The sequence below is a fragment of the Tritonibacter mobilis genome (assembly GCF_001681715.1).
Lineage (GTDB): Bacteria > Pseudomonadota > Alphaproteobacteria > Rhodobacterales > Rhodobacteraceae > Epibacterium > Epibacterium mobile.
In genome coordinates, this window is the sequence record NZ_LNWY01000001.1 from 290,966 (window position 1) to 310,361 (window position 19,396).

At 57.2% G+C, this 19,396-nt stretch carries 15 protein-coding genes and 1 tRNA gene; 9 read left to right on the forward strand and 7 right to left on the reverse strand.

The features are described 5' to 3' along the window. Positions 1-8 precede the first annotated feature (8 nt). Entirely contained in the window at positions 9-1,661 is a 1,653-nt protein-coding gene (locus UB90_RS01370) for a GMC family oxidoreductase (RefSeq protein ID WP_110613656.1), read from the reverse strand. A gap of 168 nt (positions 1,662-1,829) precedes the next feature. Between UB90_RS01370 and UB90_RS01375 the strand changes: the two genes are divergently transcribed. Further along, positions 1,830-2,735 carry a LysR family transcriptional regulator gene (locus UB90_RS01375; RefSeq protein ID WP_065324694.1) on the forward strand — a complete coding sequence of 302 codons (906 nt, stop codon included), beginning with the start codon at positions 1,830-1,832 and terminating at the stop codon, positions 2,733-2,735. Positions 2,736-2,744: 9 nt separating this feature from the next. Here UB90_RS01375 and UB90_RS01380 read toward each other — a convergent pair whose 3' ends face one another. Then, positions 2,745-3,674 carry a LysR family transcriptional regulator gene (locus tag UB90_RS01380; RefSeq protein ID WP_081285502.1) on the reverse strand — a complete coding sequence of 310 codons (930 nt, stop codon included), beginning with the start codon at positions 3,672-3,674 and terminating at the stop codon, positions 2,745-2,747. A 92-nt stretch (positions 3,675-3,766) separates the two neighbouring features. Between UB90_RS01380 and UB90_RS01385 the strand changes: the two genes are divergently transcribed. From UB90_RS01385 to dctP, 3 genes are read left to right on the forward strand one after another with little or no spacing between them, the layout of a single operon-like run. After that, positions 3,767-4,270 (forward strand): TRAP transporter small permease subunit, encoded by a 504-nt coding sequence (locus UB90_RS01385; RefSeq protein ID WP_065324714.1) that lies wholly within the window; start codon positions 3,767-3,769, stop codon positions 4,268-4,270. Beyond that, positions 4,260-5,585, forward strand: coding sequence for a TRAP transporter large permease (locus UB90_RS01390; protein WP_009176102.1), 1,326 nt, complete (start codon positions 4,260-4,262; stop codon positions 5,583-5,585). The genes UB90_RS01385 and UB90_RS01390 overlap by 11 nt, the downstream gene beginning before the upstream one ends. Before the next feature lie 17 nt (positions 5,586-5,602). Further along, positions 5,603-6,691: a TRAP transporter substrate-binding protein DctP gene (dctP, locus tag UB90_RS01395; RefSeq protein ID WP_065324695.1), complete on the forward strand. Its 1,089-nt coding sequence runs from the start codon at positions 5,603-5,605 to the stop codon at positions 6,689-6,691. Between the two features lie 104 nt (positions 6,692-6,795). Here the strand turns inward: dctP and UB90_RS01400 are convergent, their stop codons facing one another. Continuing rightward, positions 6,796-9,804: an aminotransferase class III-fold pyridoxal phosphate-dependent enzyme gene (locus UB90_RS01400; RefSeq protein ID WP_065324696.1), complete on the reverse strand. Its 3,009-nt coding sequence runs from the start codon at positions 9,802-9,804 to the stop codon at positions 6,796-6,798. A 218-nt stretch (positions 9,805-10,022) separates the two neighbouring features. Between UB90_RS01400 and UB90_RS01405 the strand changes: the two genes are divergently transcribed. Then, complete coding sequence (locus UB90_RS01405) at positions 10,023-12,167, forward strand: TonB-dependent siderophore receptor (protein ID WP_110613657.1); 2,145 nt, start codon at positions 10,023-10,025, stop codon at positions 12,165-12,167. A 167-nt stretch (positions 12,168-12,334) separates the two neighbouring features. Beyond that, on the forward strand, positions 12,335-12,787 hold the full coding sequence (locus tag UB90_RS01410) for a MarR family winged helix-turn-helix transcriptional regulator (RefSeq protein ID WP_065324697.1): 453 nt from the start codon (positions 12,335-12,337) through the stop codon (positions 12,785-12,787). A 56-nt stretch (positions 12,788-12,843) separates the two neighbouring features. Here UB90_RS01410 and UB90_RS01415 read toward each other — a convergent pair whose 3' ends face one another. The 4 genes from UB90_RS01415 to UB90_RS01430 form a co-directional block, all read right to left on the reverse strand. Then, a complete protein-coding gene (locus tag UB90_RS01415; protein WP_065324698.1) occupies positions 12,844-14,346 on the reverse strand; it encodes a tripartite tricarboxylate transporter permease in 1,503 nt (500 codons plus the stop codon). Between the two features lie 8 nt (positions 14,347-14,354). Next, positions 14,355-14,786 (reverse strand): tripartite tricarboxylate transporter TctB family protein, encoded by a 432-nt coding sequence (locus UB90_RS01420; protein ID WP_065324699.1) that lies wholly within the window; start codon positions 14,784-14,786, stop codon positions 14,355-14,357. Further along, complete coding sequence (locus UB90_RS01425; protein ID WP_065323342.1) at positions 14,783-15,760, reverse strand: Bug family tripartite tricarboxylate transporter substrate binding protein; 978 nt, start codon at positions 15,758-15,760, stop codon at positions 14,783-14,785. The genes UB90_RS01420 and UB90_RS01425 overlap by 4 nt, the downstream gene beginning before the upstream one ends. Positions 15,761-15,850: 90 nt before the next feature. Next, on the reverse strand, positions 15,851-16,567 hold the full coding sequence (locus UB90_RS01430) for a GntR family transcriptional regulator (protein WP_081285162.1): 717 nt from the start codon (positions 16,565-16,567) through the stop codon (positions 15,851-15,853). Positions 16,568-16,634: 67 nt separating this feature from the next. Here UB90_RS01430 and UB90_RS01435 point away from each other — a divergent pair, with 67 nt between their 5' ends. From UB90_RS01435 to UB90_RS01445, 3 genes are all read left to right on the forward strand, one after another. Next, positions 16,635-17,600 (forward strand): hydroxymethylglutaryl-CoA lyase, encoded by a 966-nt coding sequence (locus tag UB90_RS01435; protein WP_065324700.1) that lies wholly within the window; start codon positions 16,635-16,637, stop codon positions 17,598-17,600. Continuing rightward, complete coding sequence (locus tag UB90_RS01440) at positions 17,597-18,757, forward strand: CaiB/BaiF CoA transferase family protein (RefSeq protein ID WP_065324701.1); 1,161 nt, start codon at positions 17,597-17,599, stop codon at positions 18,755-18,757. The genes UB90_RS01435 and UB90_RS01440 overlap by 4 nt, the downstream gene beginning before the upstream one ends. A 362-nt stretch (positions 18,758-19,119) precedes the next feature. Then, a tRNA-Ala gene (locus tag UB90_RS01445) sits at positions 19,120-19,195 on the forward strand. The last annotated feature ends 201 nt before the right edge of the window (positions 19,196-19,396 follow it).

The following is a 19,396-nucleotide window of genomic DNA, read 5'->3' on the forward strand; positions in this document are numbered from 1 at the left end:
ACACCGCGCTAGGTTCCGGCCAGAATCCAACGTGCCGCTTTTTCGGCGATCATGAGGGTGGGCGCATTGGTGTTGCCGCTGGTGATGTTCGGCATAACACTGGCATCCACGACCCGCAGGTTCGCCACACCTTTTAGACGCAGATGTGAATCCAACACCGCAGTCGGGTCGTCATCGTGACCCATTTTTACCGTCCCAACAGGGTGGAAAATCGTGGAAGCGATATCGCCTGCAAGCTTGGCGAGGTCGTCGTCGCTTTGATATTGCACACCGGGTTTAAATTCTTCGGGCTCGTAAGGCTTCATCGCGGCTTGACCCATGATGTCACGCACCTGACGCAGGCTGTCAGCCGCGACTTTGCGGTCCTCGTCGGTGGCCAGATAGTTGGGCGAGATCATGGGTGCATCACGGTAGCTGGCCGAGCGGATTTGGATTGTTCCCCGGCTGGTGGGGTTCAGGTTGCAAACGCTCACGGTCATCGCAGGGAAACTGTGCAGTGGCTCACCAAAGGCATCCAGGCTCAGCGGTTGCACGTGATATTCTAGATTGGCGTGGCTGCGGTTTGGATCGGACCGGGTAAACGCCCCCAATTGGCTTGGTGCCATGCTCATCGGACCGGATCGCTTGAACAGATACTCCGCGCCAATCAGCGCTTTGCCGAACAGATTACCGGCCAGCGTGTTCAAAGTGCGCGTTCCATTGACCTTAAAGACGGCGCGAATTTGCAAGTGGTCCTGAAGATTCTCACCGACTGGCGCGTCACGCAGGACGTCTATGCCATGCTGTTTTAACAAGGCCGCAGGTCCGATGCCCGACAGTTGCAGGATCTGAGGCGAGTTCACAGCCCCCGCCGACAGGATCGTCTCACGCCGGGCGGTCACTATGCGCGATTGACCCTTGTGATTGACCCGCGCGCCGGTGCATTGCACTGCGCCGTCCACGGTCTCAAAGGTGAGCTTTTCGACTTGAGCTTGGGTCCAGATCGTCAGATTCTGGCGTGTTTTGGCGGGCCTCAAAAAGGCTTTGGACGTGTTCCACCGCCAGCCCGAGCGTTGATTGACGTCAAAATACGCAACACCTGCGTTGTCACCACTGTTGAAATCCTCGGTTCTTTCGATCCCTGCCTGCGTTGCAGCTTCGGCAAAGCTGTCCAGAACATCCCAGCGCAAACGCTGTTTTTCGACGCGCCACTCGCCGCCGTGCCCATGCATATCGGAAAACCGGCTGTTGTCTCCGGTTGCAGGGTTGGCACCCTGATCCAGCTTGTAGTGGTCTTCGTGCGCTTTGAAATCCCTGAGAGAGTTATCCCAGTTCCAGTCAGACTCCCCGGTGAGCTGCGCCCAATTGTCGTAGTCACGGGCCTGTCCACGCATGTAGATCATGCCGTTGATCGAGGAACAGCCACCCAGAGTTTTACCACGCGGATACCGCAATACGCGACCGTTCAGTCCTTTGTCGGCCTCGGTGCTATAGAGCCAATCGGTACGTGGATTGCCGATGCAATAAAGATATCCGACCGGGACGTGAATCCAAGGATAGGTGTCGGCTTTGCCTGCTTCGAGCAAGAGCACCCGATTGCTTGGGTCGGCGCTTAGTCGATTTGCAAGGAGACACCCTGCTGATCCACCTCCAATTACGATGAAATCAAACTCTGTCCCCATGTCCGACACTGCGCGACCTCCCTCTGTGTTTGATGGCAGCGCAGAAACAAGCGGTGTTGTTTATGACACGCACGGGCTCTTTCGGGCGCTGCAACGCTGTGAAGGTTAGAAAACCGGTTGTCTCATTTCCAATGACAAATTTTTCGCAGTGATATTAAAACTGGTAATATGGAGCGATTTTCAAACCCCAACAGCATTCTGGCCTTTGTCACAGTGGCACGCGAGGGATCGGTGTCGCGTGCGGCGGAGATATTGAACCTAACCCAGCCCGCAGTGAGTCATCAGATCCGGCGGTTGAGCGAAGACATTGGGATCACGCTGTTCACGCGCACGTCTCGTGGATTGGATCTCACTGCAGATGCAAAGTCGCTGCTGCCAAAAGCCGAACAGGTTCTGGATGCAATGACGGAGTTTCGCCGCTGTGCCAGTCTGCAATGCGGTCAGGTGAAAGGCACGCTGCGCCTCGGCACAATCATTGATCCGGAGTTTATTCGATTGGGACGTCTCCTGAGCCAATTGGGCGCAGCGCATCCCAACATCACGACCGAGCTGGTGCATGGCGTCAGCGGTGAGATCCTTGAAAAAATTCAGCGGCGGCAGGTGGATGCAGGTTTTTATCTCGCTGGGCCAGATCAGTTTGACGAGTTGCCATCAGAGCAGGCGCTTTACACGCTAAAGCTTGCGGATTTTGCCTACCGGATCATTGCCCCACCCGGATGGGAGGGGCGTGTGGCGGGGGCCGGGTGGACAGACCTGGCAGATCTGCCCTGGATTGGGACGCCGGAGGTTTCCGTACACAACCGACTGCTGCGCCGGATCTTTGCCGCGCACGAATGTCCGCAAAACATCGTGGCACTGGTCGATCACGAGGCTTCGATGCTCGAGATGGTGCGGTCAGGCGTTGGCCTTAGCCTGTGTCGGGAGTCGATCGCCCTTCATCAAAGGCAATCCTTTGGTTTGGTGGTTTGCGAAGAGTTGAGTGTACCCGCGTCCCTTGGCATCCTGACGCTACAAGAGCGACAGAATGATCCGGTTGTTGCGGCGCTCTTCAACCAGCTTAGCGCTGTCTGGTAGGTCAGAATCTCAGCTCTCTGGAACCAGTAGCTCCGTGCGCCTTGCGCGCGCTGCTTTTTGCAAAAACTCGGACACCGCGCGGACACGGGCAAGATCTTCGGTGGCCTGATGGCCCACGATCCAGACTGTGCGTTTGAGCAGGTATTCATTGGTCAGGACAGGGACAAGGCTTGGGTCATTCAACGCCATAAATCGCGGCAGGATACCTATACCTGAGCCTGCACGAATGGCTTCTTTTTGGGCGGCCATGGAGCTGGACGCAAAACGAACCGTTCGCCGCAAGCCTAATTCTTCCAGATATCGCACTTCTGGCGAGAACAGCATGTCAGCGATGTAGCCCACCAATCGGTGATCTTTCAGTTCATCCAGCGTCTGCGGTACGCCATGTTCGGCAACATAGTCGGCGGAGCCGAAAAAATGCAGGTGGTAGTCACCGAGCTTGCGCGCAAGAAGGCGACCGCTTTCCGGTAACGACAGGCTCAGCGCGAGGTGAACCTCTTTGGAGGCGACTCGAAAGGCGCGCGAACTGGAGACAACCTCGATATCGACGCCGGGGTGATCCTTTTGAAACTGGGTGAGAATGGATGGCAGAAAATAGGTGCCCAGACCATCAGGCGCCCCCACTCGAACGCTGCCCGAAAGCCGTTTGTTCTGTCCTGAAACCGCCTCGTGCAGTTGTTCGCTGGCTTGTTCGATCTCCAGCGCGAAGGGCAGGATTTTCTCTCCGGCTGCGGTCAGCTCAAACCCATCAGCGCGCCGCAGGAACAAACTGGTGCCAATCGCCTTTTCCAAGGCCCTGACTCGGCGAGAAATCGTGGTCTGGTCGATGCCGAGCACCTTGCCCGCATCGGTCATCCGCCGCATCCGATGCAGCGCGATAAAGACCTTTAAGTCGTTCCAGTCAAAGTGATTCTGCATTTTTGCAGTTTTGGTATGCATTTGTATCCATGTCAAACGCCAACACATTGCATATTTTGGCGCCAAAGGTTCGCGGCCCGCTCCGCAAGAACTTTCCCAAGGGAGGAATTGCAATGGTTCTGATCCGTCTCATCGACGGGCTGAACGAGATTGTCGGCAAGGCAGTCTCTTATGTCGCCGTTATTTTTGCAGGGATGATCATCTACGACGTGGTCATGCGCTATGGCTTCAACGCGCCTACGCTCTGGGCGTTTGATCTCACCAAGATGTTCTTTGGCTTCTACTTCGTGTTGCTCGGCGGCTATGCCCTGCGACATCAAGCCCATGTCAAAGTCGACCTGGTAACAGAGAATTTGCCTTCACGTCCGCGCCAGATCGTAGAAGTGCTCGGATATTTGATCTTCTTCTTCCCGTTCTGCTGGGTTTTTGTGATCAAGAGCTGGGAGTTCGCGCTGCGCTCTTATGCGCAGGGTGAGACCACCTATGGCGCGGTTCAGATTCCGGTGTACCCGGTGAAAATCGCTATGGCGGTCGCGGCGTGCCTCTTGGCAATCCAAGGCGTCTCCGAAGTTTTGAAACTCATCTTTAAGCAGTCGGAGCAGCGCCATGTCGGGTGAAGTCATTGGTTTGATCATGGCCGGCCTGCTGCTCGCAGGCCTTTTCATGGGCCATCCGTTGGCAATGGTTCTGGGTGGCACAGCCGTATTGGGCGCGATCATCGCAGGCAAACCGATGGTGCTGGGGATTGTGATCAACCGCATCTACGGCGAGGTGCTGGACAACTATATCCTGATCGCCATCCCGCTCTTTGTGTTGATGGCGCGTTTCCTGTCCGACTCGGGCGTGACGGACCGAATGTTTGAAACCCTGCGGCTGTTGATGTCGCGGGTCACGGGCGGGCTTGGTCTTGCGGTGGTGTTCATTTCGATCCTGCTTGCGGCAACCACAGGTATCATTGGCGCATCGATCACAGTGATGGGTGTGATGGCGCTGAAGCCAATGCTGCAATATGGCTATTCCAAGCGGCTGACGACGGGCGTGATTGCGGCCTCTGGCTGCCTTGGCATTCTGATCCCCCCCTCGATCATGCTCATTTTGATGGCGTCGAACTCCTCTCTTTCCGTCGGAGAACTGTTTGCGGGCTCCATGGTGCCGGGCGTTATTCTTGGCATGCTTTATGCAGGATATGTGGCGCTTGTTGCGCTGTTTCGTCCTGATCTGGCCCCTTCGGTTCCGGTTGAGGACAAAGTCTCGCGCGGCACACTTCTGAAGATGCTGGTGATGGAGGCCCTGCCGCCGCTGGTTCTGATTTTCGGCATCCTTGGCACCATGCTTGCGGGGATCGCCACTGCAACAGAAGCCTCTGCAATCGGCGCGGCATTGGCGCTGGGTATCGTGATTTTCCGCGGCCGGTTTGAGTGGGGAACTTTCCGTTCTGCGCTTCATGAAACGGCGCGCACCTCCGCGATGATCTTGTTCATTGTTGTTGGTGCGACGGCCTTTACAGGGGTGTTTAACATCACCGGCGGGTTGCGAGCTGCGCAGGAATTGATGCGCGGTCTGGACATGGAGCCATGGATGCTCATTGCGGTGATGATGTTCATCGTCTTTGCGCTTGGCATGTTCCTTGATTGGACCGGGATTGTCTTGCTGTCCTTCCCGATCTTTTTGCCAATCGTGCAGGAAATGGGCATCAGCGAATTGTGGTTCGTGGTGTTGACCGCTGTGGTGCTGCAAACCTCGTTCCTGTCGCCGCCATTTGGATATGCGCTGTTCTATCTGCGGGCGCTGGCTCCGCCGGAGGTGCGCACATCTGACATCATTATCGGCGTGCTGCCCTTCATCGGGCTGATCCTGATGATGGCCATCGCCATCGCCGTCTTTCCGGAACTGGTCACATGGCTACCGGAAACCCTTTACCAAACGAAATGAGACTGGAGGAGATCTCTATGACGCTTACAAAGACACTGGCTTCGGCCACCGTCGCCGTCACCCTTGCCGCGGGTGCTGCATCCGCGCAAGAAACATGGCAAATGACCACCACATGGCCCTCTTCGCTTGACCTGATCCAATTCGACAAACATTTTGTCGATCTGGCCAACAAACTCGCTGGCGACGAAGTTACCATCGAGTTCTTTGAGGGCGGTAGCCTTGTGCCCTCGGGCGAAGTTTTTGGCGCCGTAGAGAGCGGTATCGTTCAGGCTGGTGCGGATTGGCCGGGCTATTGGGCGGGTCGTGATCCGGCATTCTCACCGCTGGCCACCACGTCGAGCCTGTTTAACGCTGTGGACTACGTGAACTGGATTCAACAGTGGGGCGGTCAGGAACTTTACAACGAGACCTATGGCAAATTTGGCATGGTCTATCTGCCTTATGCTGTTACCAACAACGAGTCTGGCTTCCACACCAAAGAAGCCATCCGCACCATTGATGACCTGCAAGGCAAACGCCTGCGGGTTTCCGGTCTGGAGCAGGGGCGTCTGCTGAACAACCTAGGCGGTAGCCAAGTTTCCATGGCCGGTGGAGAGATCTACCAGTCGCTGGAACGCGGTGTGATTGACGGCGCCGAATTCTCGACCCCGAATGTCGACTGGTCCGGTGGTTTCCAGCAGGTGACAGGCTACTGGGCGACTCCCGGTTGGCACCAGTCCGCATCGGTCTTTGGCGTGATGATCAACAAATCTGCTTGGGACGCGCTCAGCCCGGAAACCCAAGAGAAGCTGCAAATCGCTGCAGATGCAACGATGCTGTGGTCGCTTGCCTACACCGAACGTAACGCCAACGACGCGTATAAAAAGTTCGACGAAGTCAATGAGATCACCCGTATGGATGACGCGGCACTGGAGAAAATCCAGCAAACCGCGAACGCAGTGATCGAAGAGGTTGCCTGCGAGAACCCAACTTCGGCGAAAGTGTACCTGAGCCAGCTTGAGTATCTTGCAGATTACTCCAACTGGCGTTCGGCTTCTGCGCCGTTCAACCTCGGTCGGAACCCGAACGGTCCCGACATTAAAAAAATTCGCGCTTGCGCGGAATGATCTGAATCCATCGAGTATGTCGTCAGCGCGTGGATAGCGCGCTGACGATTTTTTGTGCGATCCTCTTGAGCATTCGGAGCCGCATCTTGCAGGCCGATGCGGCTTCAGATGTTATTGAGCTCGGCCAGCACCTGATTGAGCACGCTGATGATCATCTCAACATCTTCGGTTTCAATCGTGAGCGGCGGTCTGATCTTCAGGATGTTGTCTTTGGGGCCTTCGCTGCCGATCAAGATACGATGATCCCGCATGCGGTTTTTGACGTATGCACAGATTTCGGTCGCCTCAGAGCCATCGGCGCGGATTAGTTCCAGCCCTAAAAACAACCCCATACCCCGCACGTCACCGACGCAGGGGTATTTCGTCTCGAGCCTCTTTAGTCCGGTCATAAGCTCTGCACCCCGGTTGCGGGCATTGGTTTGCAAGCCTTCGTCATCGACAATATCCAACACTTCTTTGCCGATGCGGCACGACAGTGTGGACCCGCCAAAGGTCGAGAAAAATTCAATCCCGTTGTCAAAACTCTCTGCAATCGCTTTGGTGGTGACCAAAACCCCAAGCGGATGACCATTGCCGATAGGTTTGCCCATCACCACGATATCCGGCAACGCGCCTTGGTGTTCAAAACCAAAGTAATAATCGCCCAACCGACCCAGCCCGGTCTGGACTTCATCCGCGATGCAAACTCCGCCCGCAGCGCGGATTTTTTCATATACAGCAGATAGATAACCCGTTGGCGGAATGATCTGACCTCCTACAGAGGGAAATGTCTCGGCGATGAAGCCTGCAACCCCATGCCCTTTGGCCTGAAGCGAGGCAATTGCGGGGTCCACCAGATCCGCAAACTTCTGCGCGCGGTCTGGATCATCGCGACGGAAGCGACCGCGATAGTCATCCGCGACCTCTATCAATTCCACCCAATCCGCTTGGCCGACACCACCGGGTTTGTTGAATTTGTAAGCGGATATATCAATCGCCCCGGTGGTATTGCCGTGATAGCCGTGATCGGGCGTCACCATGCCTTTTGCGCCAGTGTGCGCGCGTGCAAGACGTAGCGCCAGTTCATTGGCCTCGGTGCCCGAATTTACAAAGAAACAGACCTCAAAATGATCGGGCAATTTTGACAGGATCTTGTCCGCAAAGGCCGTCTGTGCCGGGTGCAAATACCGCGTATTGGAGTTCATGCGCCGCAACTGGTCGGCGGCCACCGCCTGAATACGCGGATGCGCGTGGCCCACATGTGGGACATTGTTGTAGGCGTCCAGATACGGACGCCCCCATTCGTCAAACAAATGGTGTTTCCAGCCCCGCACCAGCATCACCGGGTCAGAGTAGGTGAGGCTCAGGTTGCCGCCAAAATGTGCGCGCCGTTTGTCCAAAACTTCCGATTTGTCAGTGGGTTGATAACAAACCTTCTCATCAGGAAGATTAAGCAACGCTGCCGGGTTTGGACATAGCGCACGCCACAGGTACATCTCGTCCGGGTCACCGACACCGGGCCAATCTGCCTCGATCCCATCGCAACTAAGGGCAAGTTGGAAATGCACATGCGGCGCCCAGCCGCCGTTTTGCGCAGGCGTACCAAGGTGGCAGAAAATCTCGCCTTTGGCGACGCGGTCACCGGGGTTCAGACGTGTAATCGCTTCGGGGTCAAGATGCCCATAAAGCGTATAGAACGGATCACCTGCTGGTGTCTTATGGCGTAGAATAATCACGCCACCATAATCCAGATGAGTTTTGCGATTTTCTGCGATCCAGACCTCGCCATCCAAAGGCGCGTGTAGTGCAGTTCCCGCAGGCGCAAAACCATCCACCGCAAGATGCACTGTACGGCGGTCGCTGGCTTTCCATGGCCCATTTCGAAACGCAGCTTCTGTGTAGATCAGCCGTGGCTCGTGATAATATCCGAGCCAAATTTGACCCTCTTGGTTGAATTCTTCCCCAACGCGGGCCGCTTCCGCCAGTGGCATCTCAAATGGGTTTTGTGGCCAGAGGCTGTTTTCAACCGAAAGCGATCCCATTGGCGCATCTGAAAGATCCTGCCCCATCAGGGGGGCAAAACTGCCGCGCGCCTCATTCAGCCAGGCCATCACACGGTCGCCGCCATTCACGACCGGCAGATCACAGGCGGCACGCAGCCTTGCGGCCATCAAACCCGCGTTCAGATCATGACCCTCAAGGAAACGCCACGCCGGCCCCTGCGAAATGGTGATGTAAGGGTCATCCGGGTTTTCTGCGGCCATAAGTGTGGAGTTCACAACACTCACCGCCAAACGCACTCGCAAAAGCGGCCACAGCAAATCGATCTCATGTGCATTCAAAGGGTTAACCGCGTGATATCCCGAAACAAGCGCGGCCAGTGCCGCATCAGGTTGAGGGTGATCCAGCACCAGATAGGCCGCCGCAATGGCGAGGTCACAAATTCGGGGGGCTGCGCACATGTCGCCAAAATCAATGAGTCCGCTTACATGCGGTGTCTCCCCCGTCCCTGCGCCACCACTCACCAGAATATTGTAATCATTGGCATCATTGTGGATCGCCTGTTGGGGCAAGCGGTCAAGTTCTGGTTTGAGCGCCTGATATTGATCGCAGATTTTGCGGATCAGGGTTTTTCGCGCGCCATCCTCAATACACGCCAGGTCTTGGGCAACCCAATCGGCGCGCATCAGGTCCCATTTGAAATCGCGCGACAGTTTCGGGTGTTCAAAATCCCTGAGCGTTGCCGTGGTTGCACCCAGAATTCCCCCAACTTCTGCGATCAACTGCTCTGTTTTTGGTGCGGCATGAGCGTAGCATTGACCAGGCAGGCGCTCAATCACCCAAACCAAGCGGGTTTCGCCCGCATCATCCTGAAGATGCAGCATCTTTTCTCCCGAAAGCGCTGCAACAACTGTTGGACAGGGCAAAGCGCGATTGGCTTTTGCGATATGATCCAAAGTTTGGATTTGTAGATCCACCAACCAGTCTTCGCAGCCCGGACGCATGGCTTTGATTACATAGCCTGACCCTTCCGGTGTTTCAGCGAGAAAGTTCAGATCATACTCGCCATCAAGGCGTTTCAGCTTTGCACGAATGCCCCAATGCTGCTCCAAGGCAGATGCCCAATGGTCCATATGCTCCTCCCAAAGCTTTGATTGATACGCGGGCGCTCCGCACCGCATGTTACCTTGTTCTATATCCGAAAACGCAGCGCAAGGAATTGCCATGAAAGAGTAAATTGCCCCGTGCGCGAAGTTTCGTGAGGGGGTGGCTTTGTTTTTGAGATCAATGTTGACTAAATTTGTCAATCATAGATACATACCGGTGATATTAAAACGCCGAGAGATTCGAGATGACTAAGAAAACAGTAGCGCTGTTGACGGTAGGTGGCGTGTGGACCGCTCTTTGCGCTCTGCCGTTGGCAGCGCAATCGGTGGGTACGGACGCCATCGTTCTAGAGCCAATCCTTGTAGAAGCTGGCGATGAGAAAACAGAGGTCTTGGGACCGGACGCTGGGCTGGTTGCCTCCGGTTCGTTGAGCGGCAGTAAAACCGCGACCGATGTGCTCCGTCTGCCGCAATCCGTTTCCGTGGCGACACGTGAACAAATGGATCAGCAGGGCGCAAAATCGGTTGGCGCGGCACTGCGTTATTCGCCCGGTATCCGGGCTGAGGCTTATGGTGCGGATACGCGGTATGATTGGTTTTTCATTCGCGGGTTCTCCGCCAATGCGCAGGGGCTTTATCTCGATGGATTACAACTGCGGTCTCAGGCGTTTGCCAACTACAAGGTCGAGAATTTCGGGCTTGAGCGCCAAGAAGTGCTGATGGGGCCAAGTTCTGCGCTCTATGGCGCGGGCAGTCCGGGCGGGCTTGTCAACTTGGTCTCCAAACGCGCGCAGAAAGATCAGTTCACCCGCTTTGGTGTTGGGATTTCCGATCCCGAAGGACTGGAACTACGGCTCGACGCTAACCGTCAATTGAATGAGGCAGGTACAGTGTTCGGCCGCATCGTGATGCTGGGGCGGATGTCGAAGACGCAAGTGAACCATGTGGAGGATGACCGTGTTTATGTGGCGCCCTCGCTGACATGGGCACCTCAAGAAGGCACCGAGCTAACGCTTCTGGCGCAGTACCAGAGTGACGAGACCGGCACGGTCACCAGTTTCCTGCCATATGAGGCAACGGTAAACGCGGCCTCTTTTGGGCGGGTGCCTCGGGATTTCTTTACGGGTGATACCAACTTTGACAGCTACGAGCGCCGTCAGATGATGGTGGGCTATAGCTTTTCACATGCCTTCGATGACGGGCTGAAGTTCTCGCAAGATGCGCGGTTTTCGAAAGTCGAGGTCGACTACAGAACGCTCTACGGGGCCGGGCTGGCGTCTTCGTACTTTCCCTCGATGCCGGATCAGCTCCTTGTGCGCCAGTTGATGGCAACTGGTGATCAGGTTTCGTCCTTTCAATTCGACAACCGGCTAGAGACGGAATTTTCAACCGGACAGGTGGATCATAGTCTGCTGGTCGGGCTGGACTACCGTTATGAGGATTTCCTCAATCGCGCAGTCTATGGGGGCGATCCTTCCGGGAACTATTTTGTCATCGACATCACCGACCCGCATTATGGGCTAGCGGTCACCGCGCCCGCCTACACAACCAACAGCACAACCAAAACACGTCGGACAGGGATCTATCTGCAGGATCAAATGACTGTAGGTGGCCACACCGATGTCTGGGCCGGGCTGCGCTATGATTGGGTATCTGCAAAAACCACCAACCATTTGACCGATGGTCGAACGGATGCGGACTACAGCGAATTGACCGGGCGGGTCGGTGTGAGCCATGAACTGCGTGACGGCATGCGTATATATGCCAGCTACGCCACCTCGTTTGATCCGGTGCCGAATTTCGACCCCGAAACGGCAGAGCAATATGAGATCGGTTTGAAATACGAGACAGCAGATGGCGGCTTGCGTCTCAGTGGTGCGGTGTTTGATCTGGCTCGTCAGAATGTGGTGACCAACCATCCCACACGGGGGCGCGAGCAGACCGGCGAGACCCGCTCTCGCGGATTGGAACTGCAGGCGCAGGGCGATCTTGGGAACGGTTGGCAGGCTGTCGCGGCACTCACCGCGATGAAGCTCGAAGTCACCCAGACCTCTGAGCCGTCTGAGCTTGGCAATGTACCCGTGGGCGTGCCGGAAACGATGGCGTCGCTCTGGCTGACCCGTGAATTTGGCGGCCGCCTTGAAGGGCTGCGTATCGGCGGTGGTGTGCGGTACACGGGGACCTCGCATGCGGACAAGGGCAATGCATACGCGGTTCCAGCTTATACGGTCGCGGATTTGGGTCTGGGGTATGAGACTGGCAATATGGAGTTCAGCCTCAATATCTCAAACCTCTTTGACAAAACCTATGTGGCATCCTGTGCTGGCATTAACGCCTGCTATTATGGCGCGGGTCGTACGATTACCGCCGATCTGACGATGAAGTGGTAATCACGCGACCAGACTGAAGACGCTCATCCCTTTAGGTTGGGCGAGGTCCGCGCGCCGGTCGTGCGCGGACCTTTGTTTCTTTTTGACGTTTGGCTGTGAACCTGTCTAAACCAAATGAAATCAGGCCTTTGCCGTCTTTGCAGGCCGGCCATAAGACGAGGAACCCGATGTCCGGTTCAGATACGGCGACCACGATAGAGATCGCACTGGCTGTAGAGCGGTTGGCAATCATGTTTTCGCAATACCGTCCGGAGGCTGTGCGGACCTTTGGTGTGTCCAGTCAGCAGGCGATCATTCTTGCGGCGATTTATGATGAGCCGGGATGCGGCGTGAAACGGATCACCGAGCGTACGGGGATGTTTCAGCCCGTGGTCAGCCGCAGCCTCGGCAGTCTCGTGCGCTTGTCCTTGTTGGAGAGGAGACGGTCCAGCACGGATGCACGCGCCACCGAACTGCATCTCACCGAGGCGGGGCGGCGCGCGGTCAACGAGATCCGCGATGAATGGCGTGGGAGTTTGCAGAAAGCCTGCGCCTCGCTCTCCGAAGAACAAGCCGCAGCATTGATGCCAAGCCTGTCCCTCGTGCTCACGGTGGCACAGCAATTGGTGAAAGAGGCGTAAGACCTGCTTGGCACAATCCAAGGCGTGAAGAGGGCCCCGGGTGGGGCCTCTCTCTTTTATTTATCAAGCACGGCAGGACGTCGCCGCATCGCGATACCAAAGGAAAATGCGAGCATCAGGGCCGTAAAGCCATAGATCACCAGCGCGATCGGGCTTTGCAGCAAAATGCTAAAATCCCCGCCTGAGATCGACAGCGCCCGACGCAGATTGTTTTCCATATCGGCACCCAGCAACAGACCCAGCACAACTGGCACCAGTGAGATGTCAAATTTTCTGAGTGCATAGCCCAACAAGCCAAACCCGATCATCACAAAGAGATCAAAGGTGGAGTGGCTGATCGAGTAGATCCCGATAAAGCTCACCATGACCACAATCGGCATTAAGAGCCATTGTGGCAGGGACAGAAGCCGCGTGAACAGGCCGACCATGGGAATGTTCAGCACCAAGAGCACCACATTCGCCAGATAGAGCGCGGCAATTAGACCCCAGACCAGATCGGGTTGCCGTTCAAACAAGAGCGGGCCGGGCTGAATATTGAGCGATACCAGAAGTGCCAGCATCACCGCTGTGGTGCCACTGCCGGGCACCCCAAGCGTCAGCATTGGGATCAATGCGCCGCCCGAGGCTGCGTTATTGCCCGCTTCGGGGGCTGCGATCCCGCGTGGGTCACCGGTGCCAAAAGTGCCATGCTTGTCACTGATCTGCTTTTCTGTGCTGTAAGAAACAAAAGCACCAAGCGATGCTCCGGCACCCGGCAACACCCCGCAGATAAAGCCGATCACTGCCCCACGGATAGACGCGGTAAAGCCTTCGAACACTTCTCGGAGCTTGGGTAGCACGCGGCCCAGTTTTGCCGGTCCGGTGCCTGCGACTGCGTGGCTCTCGAAATACATGATGATTTCGCTGACCGCGAACAGGCCGACGATGGCAACGATGGGATCAAACCCGTCATAGAGATGGAACGACCCAAATGTGAAACGTGCCGTGCCGGTGCCGGGATCCAGTCCCACACTGGCCAAGAGCAGGCCGATCATGGCTGCCAGCAAGGTCTTGAACGGGTTCACCCCGGTGACGCCTCCAATGGTGGCAAAGGCCATCACATAGAGCGCGAAATAGTCAGCCGGGCCAAAGTGGATCGCGGCCTTGGCCAGCAAGGGCGCAAAAAACGTCAGACCCAATGTGGCAAAGGTCGCCCCCACAAATGAGGCTACCGCAGAGATACCAAGCGCTTTGGCGGCCTGTCCCTGACGGGCCATGGGGTAGCCATCCAATGTGGTCATAATCGCGGGCTCGTCGCCGGGGATGTTGAGCATGATGGAACTGATGCGCCCGCCGTACATGCAGCCATAGTAGATGCAGGACAGCATGATGAGTGCAGAGCTTGGCTCAAGGTTCATGGCAAAGGCGACGGGGATCAGGATGGCAACGCCATTTACCGGGCCGAGGCCGGGCAGGGCACCGATCAATGTACCTGCAAAACAGCCAAATACCGCCAGTGCGAGATTAAGCGGTGTGACCGCTACGGCAAAGCCGCTGAGGAGAGAAGTCAGAATATCCATGGAGTGTGTCAGCCGAAGCGCGCAGGCGCAAGGGGGAGGGGAAGCCCGAGCACGGTGTCAAAGATTAGGTAAAGCGAAATGCCGACGGCTATTCCGGTCAGACCCGCCTTTATCCGTTCTGCCCCAAACAATAGGGCCAGACAGGTGGTGCCGATCATGGTCGAAAGTGGGAAGCCAAGCGGCTCAAGCAGCAGCACATAACCTATCAGCACGCCAAGCGTCATCGCCTGCCGTATGAATGCGTGCAAAGGTTGGGCCTTCGGGTTGGGGTCGGGGCGCAGGATCAGGCCAATACTGAGGATGGCCGCCGCTGCGGCGACCATCTGCGGGAATATAGCCGGTCCGAGGGGGTCCCCGAAGCTGGCTTCATAATCACGCGCAACCCAGAAGGCCGCAGCCGAGATCATAAAGATCACGGCCCCGGCGATGCGGTCGATCATTTGATGACCCCGATGCTACGCGAGATGTCTTCCATCTGTTTTGCCTGATCGGCGACATAGGCTTCGAATTCATCGCCCCCGCGCCAGACGGTGATCAGGCCGTTGGCCTCTGCGGCTTCTTTCCACTCTGCCGTGTCAAACAGAGTTTTCAACTCATCCACCCAGCCTTGGTAGGCGTCATCAGAGACATCGCCGCCAGTGTAGAAACCGCGCCAGTTATAGCCGGTCACGTCAAAGCCTTGCGATTTGGCGGTTGGTGCATCGGGGAACGCCGGGATGGGTTCATCCGAGAGCGCAGCGAGGATCTTGATGTCGCCGGATTCGACAAAGCCTGCGATTTCGCCAAGGTCGGTGGAGACCGCACCCACCTGACCGCCCAGCATTTGCGTCACAGCCGGGCTGCCGCCATCAAACTGCACCCAGCGGATGGCTTTATAGGCGTCGCCGTCCATGCCTGCGGCGTCTGCAAGCATCAAAAGACGGATGTGATCCCACCCACCTGCGCCGGAAGAGCCTGCCACTGGAACGGCGGTCGGATCGGCTTTGAGGGTGTCGAGCAAATCGCCGATGTTTTCATACTCGGAATCGGCAGGTACGACGATCACGCCTACATCAGTGCCCAGCATGCCAACCCAACGCATGACATCGACGCCACCGGGGTATTTGCCCTGTGCGATCTGGGTGACGCCCACGGTCGAGGTTGCGACCAGCACATCCCCGTCATCTGCGCGTTTGCCTGCCACATTGGCAAAGGCCACCGCGCCGACGCCGCCGGGCATATTGGTCACCTGCACAGAGCCGTCCTGCAGCTTCAGCTCGGTCAACAGGCGGCCCACCGTGCGGCAGGTGAAATCCCATCCGCCACCGGGATCCGCCGGGGCGATACATTCCGCCGCGCTCGCGGTGAGCGGCGTAACTGCGGTCAGACCGGACGCAAGCAGCGCACCGGCGATCAGATTGCGAGTATAGGACATGGTTCCTCCCTTATCGTCCTGTGGCCCGCAGGATATGAAGGCGGGCTTCATACCGCTTGCGGGGTCGTTTGGCGTGCCGATGCCGGGCGACTATTGCCCGGAGTTTTGATCGACAACGCCGCGCGCGCCGAGAAAGCGGCGCGCGCCCTCCACAGCGGCAAGGATTTGGTCACGCACCGCGCGGGTGTGTAGCCTGACCTTGCGCGCTGCCTCGTCCTCATCGCCTTTGGCAATAAGGTCGAGCAGTTCACTATGTTCCTGATAGGCGGCTTCGCGCTGGGCCTCGTCGCTGGCCAAGAGCCAGCGCAGACGCAACGCCCGACCAACGGCTGAATGCACCGCGTCGCGCAGAAACGGATTGCCCGAAAGTGCTGCCAATTCGACATGCACATCGAGGCCGGACGCCATCCAATCCTCGACCTTGAAATCGGTGCGCCCACGTTCAACCGTGCGGCGCAGTGCTGCCAGATCTTCGGGTTTTGCGCGACGGCACGCCAGCCGAATGGCGGTGTCTTCCAACTCTTCGCGAAATTCAAAAAGGTCGTGGATTTCTTGCAGATCAATCGGCGCGATCATGTAGCCACGTCGAGGGTCGCGCACGATCAGCCCTTCTGCGGTCAGGGCCGCAAGGGCCGCGCGAATGGGGGTGCGCGACATCCCGTAACGCTCCTCAAGGGCACGCTCCGACACGGGTTCTCCGGGGGCAAAGGCCATCGACAGGATGTCCTTGCGGATCTCCTGTAGAGCGCGCTCGGCGCGCGGCATTTCCGAATTTTCGCCCGACTTGCCCTTGTCCATGGTCTGCATTGACCCTCCTCGTGCTAATGGTATACCGCAGTGGTCGACCACATCAATAGCTTTTGGAGGAGGGCGCATGACACAGGTTCCACTAGAGGGGTTTCCCGACCGGGTGCGGATTGTTGACGTGGGCCCAAGGGACGGTTTGCAAGCCTGGCCAGAGCCGGTGCCGACGGATGTGAAGATCGAGATGATCAACGGTCTGATCGCAGCCGGTGTTCCCCAGTTGGAAGTGACCTCCTTTGTCGCGCCGCGCGCCGTTCCCAACATGGCGGATGCAGCCGAGGTCATGGCCGCAATTGACCGCAGCAGAGGGGTCGAGCTGACAGCATTGGTGCCCAACGCGCGCGGTGCTGCGCGCGCTATTCAATCCGGTGTGGACGCAATGGTGGTCTTCCTCTCCGCCTCGCAAAGCCACAATCAGGCCAACGTAAACTGCTCGCGCGAGGTCTCGCTCGCGGCGGCGGCCGAGATTGCCAAGATGGGGCAGGACGCTGGTGTTCCCGTCTACGGAGCCATCGCAACCGCCTTTGGTTGCCCATTTGAGGGCGACGTTCCGGTTGAGGACATCGTACTGGTGGCAAAGGCTTATGCAGACAGCGGTATCACCAAGATCACCTTGGGCGACACCACTGGCATGGCCACTCCACGACTGGTGCAAGAGCGTTGCCGACGCCTTGCCAGCGACGTGCCCGATGCTGATGTGGCGCTTCATTTCCATAATACGCGCGGCGTCGGTTTGGCCTGTGCTTACGCGGGTCTACAGGAAGGGATCACCCGATTTGAGGCCAGCGTTGCGGGCATCGGGGGTTGTCCGTTCGCACCGGGTGCCACGGGCAACATCTGCAGCGAAGATCTGGTCTACATGCTTGAAGAAAGTGGCATCCATACCGGTATCGACCTTGATGCCCTGATCGCTGTCGCACAGCGTACCGAAGCAGCACTTGGGCAAAAGTTGCCCGGTCAGGTGATGAAGGCAGGGCCGCGTCTGCGCAAATACGGACGCGATGAAGTGCGCTCTTCGAGTGGGAGTCGCGCATGACCACTTCTGTCGATATGCTGCCCCCACTTCAAGGCGTTCGTGTCGTTGATCTGACCCGCGTTTTGTCGGGGCCATTTTGTTCGATGCTTCTTGGTGACATGGGCGCAGAGGTCATCAAGATCGAGAGCCCCTCAGGGGATCCCGTGCGGGGGCAAGGCCATCATAAAAACGGCTTTTCATGGTATTTTGCAGGCTTCAATCGCAATAAGAAATCCGTGGTTCTGGATCTCTATTCCGATGAGGGCCGCTCCGATCTTGCCCGCCTGATTAAGACGGCCGATGTGCTGGTCGAAAATTTCCGCCCCGGCGTGCTGGCAAAGATGGGGTTCTCTCAAGAGCGGCTGGATGAGCTGAACCCGCGTCTCGTGGTTGCAAGTGTCAACGGCTTTGGCTCCAAGGGGCCATATACGGATCGCCCAGCATTTGATTTTATTGCGCAAGCCATGAGTGGTTTCATGAGCGTGAACGGCCCCGAAGGGGAGGCCCCTTTGCGGGCGGCGCAGCCCGTCACCGATCTGGTTGCCGGGCTTTACACGGCCTTTGGGGTTGTCTCGGCGCTGCATGGTCGAAACCGGGATGGGCGGGGCCAAGCGGTTGAAACTTCTATGGTCAACGGCGTGCTTAGCATGATGGCCTATCTTGCCTCAGAGCATTTTGTGACCGGGGAGAACCCGCAACGTACCGGCAATGATCACCCGCTTGTCGCGCCATATGGGCTTTATGATACTGCGGACGGCCAAATCGCCATCGCCCCGTCAAACGATCAAGTGCTGCAACGTCTGCTGACCGAAATCGGCCTTGCCGAGCTTCTCGAAGATCCGCGATTTGACAGCAATGCCAAACGATTTGAACGACGCGATGAGCTGCACGGGATTCTTGATGCCGCACTTGCCAGCGATACGCAGGAAAACTGGATCATTCGATTGAATCGGGCAGGGGTGCCAACCGGCAAAATCCAGACATTGAAGGACGTGTTTGACGATCCGCAGATCAAGGCGCAGGAGATGTCTATTGACGTCCCGCATGGGGACCGCGGTGACGTGCGCATGCTGGGCTTTCCGGTCAAGCTCTCGCGTACCCCGTGCGAAGTGCGGCTGCCTGCGCCTGAGTTGGGAGAGCACACAGAAGAGGTCCTTTCTGCCTTGCGGGACGGCTGAAACTCGATATTTGGCAGGAAAGTTATCATTGAGCCCGTGACATAGCACTTTGTCTCGGGGGCGTTTCAGGCATGCAGGATTTAACCATCCGCATGTCTGCTGGTTTTCTTGATCCTGGCTTTAGCGTGCGACGAAGGCGCAGGGGGTACCAGATCTATGGCGCACGGGCTCTCTCAGTCTCAGTCGTGCGAACTTTGGTCTACAGTATCTCTGGTGACAGGTCCGTGCGAATAGGGGGTAAACCCTGCTACACGCGACATGCAAAAAAGTTGCCAAGAGACGCATTTTGCGCTTGCAGCCCCCCGCCACCTCCCGTAAATCGCAGTCCAAGCAGCGAACACCACCCGGTGCCGCTGCAAGATGGGGCCTTAGCTCAGCTGGGAGAGCGCCTGCATGGCATGCAGGAGGTCAGCGGTTCGATCCCGCTAGGCTCCACCAAACCACACTGAAAAGCACCAGATAGTTCTGCCTTTTTCGTCAGAGGATTTGCCTCTGTCGCGCAGTCAGGTGCTATTTTTCCTACGAAAATCCATGCTGCTTTGATCCGCGCCTCTCGGCGTGTCGATCGCTTCGCAAGCCTCCCCCCTGTCAAACCCGAGGATGGCCCATGAGCGACCATTCACCGATGCCGTAGGGCGA